General features: G+C 63.3%; 9 protein-coding genes and 2 tRNA genes. 5 read left to right on the top strand and 6 right to left on the bottom strand.

All coding sequences use genetic code 11. The features are described 5' to 3' along the window. Positions 1-208: hypothetical protein (locus NKI96_RS32275; protein WP_352755797.1), on the top strand; the 208-nt coding region annotated here is incomplete at its 5' end. A 190-nt stretch (positions 209-398) separates the two neighbouring features. Next, entirely contained in the window at positions 399-1,286 is an 888-nt protein-coding gene (locus NKI96_RS32270; protein WP_023681464.1) for a DMT family transporter, read from the top strand. 65 nt (positions 1,287-1,351) lie between these two features. Here the strand turns inward: NKI96_RS32270 and NKI96_RS32265 are convergent, their stop codons facing one another. Further along, on the bottom strand, positions 1,352-1,609 hold the full coding sequence (locus NKI96_RS32265; RefSeq protein ID WP_023667446.1) for a GlsB/YeaQ/YmgE family stress response membrane protein: 258 nt from the start codon (positions 1,607-1,609) through the stop codon (positions 1,352-1,354). Between the two features lie 131 nt (positions 1,610-1,740). Here NKI96_RS32265 and NKI96_RS32260 point away from each other — a divergent pair, with 131 nt between their 5' ends. After that, positions 1,741-2,217, top strand: a complete 477-nt coding sequence (locus NKI96_RS32260) for a YidB family protein (protein WP_023681465.1) — start codon at positions 1,741-1,743, stop codon at positions 2,215-2,217. Here NKI96_RS32260 and NKI96_RS32255 read toward each other — a convergent pair. Continuing rightward, positions 2,214-3,101 carry a helix-turn-helix transcriptional regulator gene (locus tag NKI96_RS32255; RefSeq protein WP_352807780.1) on the bottom strand — a complete coding sequence of 296 codons (888 nt, stop codon included), beginning with the start codon at positions 3,099-3,101 and terminating at the stop codon, positions 2,214-2,216. The two genes, NKI96_RS32260 and NKI96_RS32255, sit on opposite strands and share 4 nt — an antisense overlap. A 194-nt stretch (positions 3,102-3,295) precedes the next feature. Here NKI96_RS32255 and NKI96_RS32250 point away from each other — a divergent pair, with 194 nt between their 5' ends. Then, positions 3,296-3,685: a VOC family protein gene (locus NKI96_RS32250; protein WP_023829540.1), complete on the top strand. Its 390-nt coding sequence runs from the start codon at positions 3,296-3,298 to the stop codon at positions 3,683-3,685. A gap of 8 nt (positions 3,686-3,693) precedes the next feature. Here the strand turns inward: NKI96_RS32250 and NKI96_RS32245 are convergent. Then, positions 3,694-3,767 (bottom strand) — tRNA-Gly (locus tag NKI96_RS32245). 28 nt (positions 3,768-3,795) lie between these two features. Beyond that, positions 3,796-3,880, bottom strand: a tRNA-Tyr gene (locus NKI96_RS32240). 210 nt (positions 3,881-4,090) lie between these two features. Between NKI96_RS32240 and NKI96_RS32235 the strand changes: the two genes are divergently transcribed. Further along, complete coding sequence (locus NKI96_RS32235; RefSeq protein ID WP_352807779.1) at positions 4,091-4,942, top strand: TrmH family RNA methyltransferase; 852 nt, start codon at positions 4,091-4,093, stop codon at positions 4,940-4,942. Positions 4,943-4,985: 43 nt separating this feature from the next. Here NKI96_RS32235 and NKI96_RS32230 read toward each other — a convergent pair whose 3' ends face one another. Beyond that, positions 4,986-5,873 (bottom strand): 2-hydroxy-3-oxopropionate reductase, encoded by an 888-nt coding sequence (locus NKI96_RS32230; RefSeq protein ID WP_352807777.1) that lies wholly within the window; start codon positions 5,871-5,873, stop codon positions 4,986-4,988. Positions 5,874-6,091: 218 nt separating this feature from the next. Continuing rightward, the gene (gene hyi, locus NKI96_RS32225) at positions 6,092-6,889 is read right to left on the bottom strand and encodes a hydroxypyruvate isomerase (protein WP_352807775.1); all 798 of its coding nucleotides are present in this window, start codon (positions 6,887-6,889) and stop codon (positions 6,092-6,094) included. Positions 6,890-6,984 lie beyond the last annotated feature (95 nt).

The raw sequence follows: 6,984 nt of genomic DNA, 5'->3' as shown, positions 1-6,984 counted from the left end.
TCAGCGACGTCTTGCCATGATCGACGTGGCCAATCGTGCCAATGTTCACATGAGGCTTGTTACGCTCGAATTTACCTTTTGCCATAGTCTCTTTCCTTGGACGGCCTTGACCTTCAGTTCAGTCGAATGCGGGGCGATTAGCGACTACGGCCGAAAAACACAAGTGCCTTGTGGCCGGGTGCGCTGTCCACTCGGTGCGAACCGATGATCCGATTGCGGGGATGTGGCGCTGATATAGGAACGCGCGAACGGAAATGAAATGGGGGCTGCGGGCTCCAGCACCTGTTTGCTATTCCCGCCCATGTCCTGTCCCGCCCATGTCCTGGCCTTTGCCTGCCGGATGTGCAGCCGGCGCCTGGCCCATTGCCGCTGCGGCGGCGGTCTGATTTGGTTGCCCCATGCAATTCATACCGACCTCCATACGCGGCCCGCTGTTCATGATCGTTTCGACGGGGTCGTACCTCGTCAACGACACGATGATGAAGCTCGCCACAGCGGGATTGCCGTCCTATGAAGTGCTGTTCCTGCGCGGGGTCGCGGCCACGCTATGGGGCATGCCGCTGCTGTTCCTGCTGGGCTATGGCAGGCAGATCCCTTTGATCTTCGACAAACGCGTGCTGCGCCGCAACCTGCTCGAGCTGGCGGCCATCCTTTGCTACGTCGTGGCGCTGGCCAACATGCAGATCGCCGATTCGACCGCGCTCGGGCAGATCACCCCGCTTTTGATGCTGGTCGGCTCCTCCATCCTGTTCGGCGAACGGATCGGCGGCGTGCGCATGGCGCTGATCGGGCTCGGCTTCATCGGTGCGCTTATGGTGGCCCAGCCGACCATGCAGGGCATCTCGGTCTATGCGTTGCTGGCGCTCGGCAACGCGGCATTGGCGGCGGCGCGCGATCTTGCCGGCAGGCGGGTCGCGGCCGAAGTGCCGGGCATGATCGTCGCCATTTCCGCCGTCGTGGTGGTGCTGATCGGCGCGGGCGCCGCGCATCTCGTTTCCGAGCGCTGGGTGATGCCGGAAGCCCGGCACCTGCTGCTCATGGCCGGCGCCGGATTCTTCCTGATCTTCGGCCATTTCTTCATCTTCATGGCCTATCGCGTCGGTCCGACCGGCGTGGTGGCGCCGTTCTACTACTGCTTTACCGTCTGGGCGGTCATCTCAGGCGTGCTGGTATTCGGGCAGTTCCCGAATGCCCTGGCGGTCTGCGGCATCCTGCTGGTGGTCGCGAGCGGGCTGACCATCGTCTCGCTTGATGAACGCAAACGCAGGCTGACCGTCGTCGCCTGACCTTCAAGTCAACGCGTCGAAGCAGGTTTGGCCGTCCTGCGGTCAGCCAGTCGGCAGACTGGTGCCTAAAGCGTTCGCTTGCCGGAGAACTGGTGATAGGCCCACAGCACGACCACCGCGCCGATGACGGCGACGATCAGGCTCCAGATGTTGAGGCCGGTCACGCCCGTGGCGCCAAAGGCGCTGAAGATCAGCCCGCCGACGATGGCGCCGACAATGCCGAGCACGATATCCATGATCAGGCCCTGGCCGGTCTTGTTGACGATCTTGCTGCCGATAAAGCCGGCGATGACGCCGAGGATGATCCAACTGATAATGCCCATTTTTCCTCTCCATTCCCCCGCCGGCCGATCATGGTCACATGATTGTCAAAAGCTCAAGCCAACTTGAATTTCCGCCCGCATGCTCCATTGTAGCCGGCGGGACGGGCTTGGTCGTTATGGAGGATTGACCTATGGGACTTTTTGACAACGCCGTACCTGGCGGCAACATCACCAAACCGCTGATGATCGCGCTCGGCGCGCTGCTGGTGGGAAAGATGCTGAGCGGCAGAAGCGCCGAACAGACGAGTGCCGAAGAGACGGGCGAGCCCGCCCAGCCTCAAACGCCAGCCCCCACCGGAACCACGGCCTCAGGGGATGGCGGCCTGCTTGGCGGACTGGGCGGACTGCTCGACAAGCTCAAGACTGCCGGCCAAGGCAATGTCGCTGACTCCTGGGTCGGCACCGGACAGAACCAGCCGATCAACGCCAATGATCTCGGCAAGGCGATCGGCCCGCAGGTCATTCGAGAGATCGCGCAAAGGACCGGACTGGACGAGCAGGAGTTGCTCAAGCAATTGTCCACAGCCCTGCCCGGCATTGTCGACAGACTGACGCCGAACGGACAGGTGCCGCAGCAACACCAGGTCGCGTCCGCCTTCAACAGCTAGACTTCTGCGCCTGCATCACGCGCAAACACGCCCGGCACCGCCTTGCGGCTGTCGGGCGTTGCTTCGACCAGCGCCGCGAACCGCCTGGCAGTCGACGCATCGACCGGCGTGTAGAGGGAAACCGAGAAATCACTGTCGCGGCCGCCCGGCTGCAGCGTGGCGAAATCGAACGCCATTGCGCCGACGAGAGGGTGCCGGATGGATTTCCGCCAGATCGGTGGCTCGGCGATGTCGTGGCTGTTCCAGCACGTGGCGAACGCTTCGCTTGCCGCTTCCAGTGACGAAACCAGGGCGGCCAGCACCGGATCGCGAGTCATGGCAACAGTGGCAAGCCGGAACTGCGCGACCGCCGAGCGCGAAACCTCCGGCCAGTCGACAAAGCGCTGCCGCCATTCCAGGTCGAGAAACAGCCGGGCGAGCAGGCTGCCGGACCACTCATCATCCGTCTCGAAATCCCCGAGCAGCACCGCCGCGGGGTGGTTCCAGGCGACGACCTGCCAATAGCGATTGACGACATATGCCGGGTGCGGCGCCAGCCCGTCGAGCAGGCTGAGCAACGGCGCGCTGGGCAGGCCTTGCTCGCCGAGCCGGTTTCGCCAGTCGAGATCGGGCCGCGCCAATTGGAACAGATAGGCCTGCTCGGACCGGCTCAGCTTCAGCACCCGCGCTAGCGAGCGAAGCACCTGCGGCGACGCGTTCACCTCCCGTCCCTGCTCGAGCCAGGTGTACCAGGTGGTGCTGATCCCCACCTCGGCGGCGACCTCTTCGCGCCTGAGGCCCGGTGCCCGGCGGCGGCCATTGGCGCCATCGATCCGCGGGAAGCGGTCCCGCCGCTCGCGCAGGAAGCGGGCAAGCTCGTCGCGCCGTGGGCCGTCATACGTCATTCTGTCACCGTCAATACCAGTATAAGCGGTAGTCTTGTACCCCTTTAAAGGCAAGCTAGATTGCGGGCGATCGCCTGAAAGGATCGCCCATGCACCTCACCCGACGCTGGCTGTTTCCGCTCGCCGTCACTTGCGTCGTGTCCGGAAAGGCGTGGGCCATCGAGGCCCACAACGCAACCCAAAGGACACCACCAATGAACGCGCTCAATGAAATCCGTCAGATCGACTACACCGTCATCTTCGCCCGCGACATGTCCGCCATGCGGCACTTCTACGGGGATGTGATGGAATTTGAGCTGAAGCGCGAGCTTAGCGAACGCTGGATCGAATACCGAGTCGGCCTGAACACGCTGGCCTTGACCAGCCTCGGCATGATGTTCAACGACACGCCGCAGCAGCGGGATGCGCTGTCGCTGCAGCTGGCATTCCGGGTGGCGCCGGAGATGGTCGCTGCCTGCGCCGAGGCGCTTCAGGCCAAGGGCGTGCAGCCGGTCCTGCCGCTCACCGACCAGGAATGGGGCCACAGGACAGTGTTCTTCCGCGATCCGGATGGCAACGTTGTCGAGATATTCGCAGAGATCTGATGAGTGTTTGGAGCGGGTAGCGGGAATCGAACCCGCATATTCAGCTTGGAAGGCTGCTGCTCTACCACTGAGCTATACCCGCATCGTCCTCAAGGTTCGCGGGCTGGCAGTGGTGGAGAGGGTTGGATTCGAACCAACGTAAGCTAAGCTAACGGATTTACAGTCCGTCCCCTTTAACCACTCGGGCACCTCTCCAGCCTGCCGTCGAAGCCTTGCAACGAGGCATTCTCGCCGATCAGGTCGAAACCGGGGTTTTGTCCGAAATCAGCGAAGCGCCTTATGGCGGCAAGGCCAGTGGGTGTCAACCGCACCGCAAGGCAAAATGCGCTGATTTTGACAGCTCACCCGGCAAGCCGGCTTTCTGCCTGTATCCATGGCCCGGCGACGCGGCTATAGAAGCCGGCCATGAGCAATGACAACACGCCCAAGACCGCCAAAGACACCCACTACGCCAAGCTGCGTCGCGCCCATCGCGACGAGAAGGCCGGCGGCGCGCCTGCCTTCCGGCCGCGCCAGCCGGTGCCGCCGGGCGACAACGCCGCCGACGGGCTGGTGCGGCTTTATGGCCTGCACACGGTGCGCGCCGCGCTCGACAATCCGCGCCGGCGGATCAGAAAGATGTTGGTGACGCGCAATGCCGCCGAGCGGCTGGCGATGGCCGACCTCGCCGCTTTGCCGTTCAAGGCCGAACTGGTCGAGCCGAAGGACATCGACAAGATCACCGGTTCGGACGCCGTCCACCAGGGCGTGCTGATCGAGGCCGAGCCGCTGAAGCCCAAGCGCCTTGACGCGCTCGGCGATACCAAACTGGTGCTGGTGCTCGACCAGGTCACCGACCCGCACAATGTCGGCGCCATCCTGCGCTCGGCGGTCGCCTTCGGCGCCGGTGCGCTGATCACCACGGCCCGCCACAGCCCGCAGGAATCCGGCGTGCTGGCCAAATCCGCCTCCGGCGCGCTGGAACATATCGACCAGATCGAGGTGAAGAACCTCGCCGACGCGCTGGAACAGCTGCACGAAGCCGGCTTCCAGACCATCGGCCTCGATTCGAACGGGCCGGCCGAACTCGAAACGGGTTTTTCAGGCGAGAAGATCGCGCTGGTGCTTGGCGCCGAAGGCAAGGGCCTGCGCCAGAAGACGCGCGAGACGGTGACGACACTCGCCCGCCTTGACATGCCCGGCGCCATCCGCTCGCTCAACGTGTCGAACGCCGCGGCGGTGAGCCTTTATGCGGCACGGAAGTTCCTTGGAAAGTGAATAGTGAATGCTGAATGGAAAGCGTTCTTACCGTCACCGTTCACTATTCACCCACTTCATGCCCCGCCATCCGCTCCAGCGCCCGCACCAGCGCCGAATGATCCTCTTTCGCCCCGCCATTCGCCGCGCACGAGTTGAACAGCTGCTGCGTCGTCGAGGTGTTGGGCAATGAGACGCCGAGCGCCTTGGCGCCTTCCAGCGCCAGGCTGAGATCCTTCTGGTGCAGTTCGATGCGGAAGCCCGGCGCGAAGGTGCGCTTTATCATGCGCTCGCCATGCACCTCGAGGATGCGCGATGCCGCCAGCCCGCCCATCAGCGCCTGCCGGACCTTGGCGGGGTCGGCGCCGGCTTTTGTGGCAAAGACCAGCGCCTCGGCGATCGCCTCGATGGTCAGGGCCACGACGATCTGGTTGGCAACCTTGGTGGTCTGGCCGACGCCGTTCGGGCCGACAAGCGTGATGTTCTTGCCCATCTTTTCGAACACGGGCTTGGCGCGCTCGAACGCCTTGTCCTCGCCGCCGACCATGATGGTCAGCGACGCCGCCTTTGCGCCGACCTCGCCGCCCGACACCGGCGCGTCAAGATAGTCGCAGCCGAGATCGTTGATTTTCTTGGCGAAAACCTTGGTCTCGATCGGCGAGATCGAGCTCATGTCGATGACCAGCTTGCCCTTGCTCAGGCCGGATGCAACACCATTGTCGCCGAACAGCACCTCGGCAACCTGCGGGGTGTCAGGAACCATGGTGATGACGATATCGGCGGCTTTCGCCACTGCCGCGTGGCCGGTGATGCTTCTCAAGCCCTTGGCGACGAGATCGGCCGGCGGCTTCGAGCGGTGGTCGCTGGCAATGACGGTGTAGCCGGCATCCAGGAGATGCCCCGCCATCGGCGCGCCCATAATGCCAAGGCCGATGAAGCCGATGGTTTCCATTGTTTTCTCCTTTGTTGAGGCTGAGTTCCTTCGCGCCCCCCTCTGGCCTGCCGGCCATCTCCCCCACTTGTGGGGAGATTGGCAGTTTCGGCGCCTCGCTCACCCTGCAACGTTGGGAATTGGCGAAAGCCGGGATGACGTCTGATCTCCCCACCTGTGGGGGAGATGGCCGGCAGGCCAGAGGGGGGCGCGAAGGAACGCGACTTCAATCGTAACAGCTAAGCCGCAGCACTCCCCTGCCCGTTAAGCTCCCGAAACCACCCCAGCCCAGCCTCCGTCCCCGCCTTCGGTTTGTATTCCGCTCCGACCCAGCCGGAATAGCCGATCCTGTCGATTTGCTCGTAGAGGAAGGGATAATTGATCTCGCCCGTCCCCGGCTCGTGACGGCCGGGATTGTCCGCAAGCTGGATATGCGCGATGCGGCCGAGGTTGGCCTTGATGGTACGGGCGAGATCCCCCTCCATGATCTGCATGTGATAGATGTCGTATTGCAGGAACAGGTTCTTCGAGCCGACGCGGTCGATCAGCGCCAGCGCCTGGTTCGAATAGTTCAGGAAGAAGCCCGGGATGTCACGCGTGTTGATCGGCTCGATCAAAAGCCGGATGCCGGCCTGCTCCAGTTTCTCGGCCGCAAACGCCAGGTTTTCGGCAAAGGTATTTTCCAGCACCGAACGATCCACGCCCTGCGGCGCGATGCCGGCGAGGCAATTGACCTGCTCGCAGCCCAGCGCATGGGCATAGCTGATCGCCTTGGCGATGCCTTGCCGGAATTCCGGCACGCGGTCGGGTAGCACCGCGATGCCGCGCTCGCCCTTGCCCCAGTCGCCGGCCGGCAGGTTGAAAAGCACCTGGTTCAGGCCGTTCTTCTTCAGCCGCGCCGCAACGATCTCGGGCGCATGATCATAGGGGCCGATATATTCGACGCCCTTGAAGCCGGCGCGGGCTGCGGCATCGAAGCGATCGAGGAACTCATGCTCGCCAAAGAGCATCGACAGATTGGCTGAAAAACGCGGCATTCTTTTTCTCCGGTAGTGTGCTGAGAGTTCTGCAAATTCGCTGAGAGGGGGCGGTCATGGCAGGCTGGTGATTGTTCACGTCACCTGATTCCCGC

Origin of the sequence: Mesorhizobium sp. M0292, assembly GCF_040321695.1 — a bacterium.
GTDB lineage: Bacteria > Pseudomonadota > Alphaproteobacteria > Rhizobiales > Rhizobiaceae > Mesorhizobium.
The sequence above is the reverse complement of the archived record's forward strand: the minus strand, read 5'-3'. Positions and strand labels throughout refer to the sequence as shown.

Bases quoted from the DNA above. Each gene is read 5' to 3' on its own strand.
- NKI96_RS32270 (WP_023681464.1), top strand. From the start codon at position 399: ATGCAATTCATACCGACCTCCATACGCGGCCCGCTGTTCATGATCGTT.
- NKI96_RS32265 (WP_023667446.1), bottom strand. From the start codon at position 1,609: ATGGGCATTATCAGTTGGATCATCCTCGGCGTCATCGCCGGCTTTATC.
- NKI96_RS32230 (WP_352807777.1), bottom strand. From the start codon at position 5,873: ATGGAAACCATCGGCTTCATCGGCCTTGGCATTATGGGCGCGCCGATG.
- NKI96_RS32255 (WP_352807780.1), bottom strand. From the start codon at position 3,101: ATGACGTATGACGGCCCACGGCGCGACGAGCTTGCCCGCTTCCTGCGC.
- NKI96_RS32260 (WP_023681465.1), top strand. From the start codon at position 1,741: ATGGGACTTTTTGACAACGCCGTACCTGGCGGCAACATCACCAAACCG.
- hyi (WP_352807775.1), bottom strand. From the start codon at position 6,889: ATGCCGCGTTTTTCAGCCAATCTGTCGATGCTCTTTGGCGAGCATGAG.
- NKI96_RS32235 (WP_352807779.1), top strand. From the start codon at position 4,091: ATGAGCAATGACAACACGCCCAAGACCGCCAAAGACACCCACTACGCC.
- NKI96_RS32250 (WP_023829540.1), top strand. From the start codon at position 3,296: ATGAACGCGCTCAATGAAATCCGTCAGATCGACTACACCGTCATCTTC.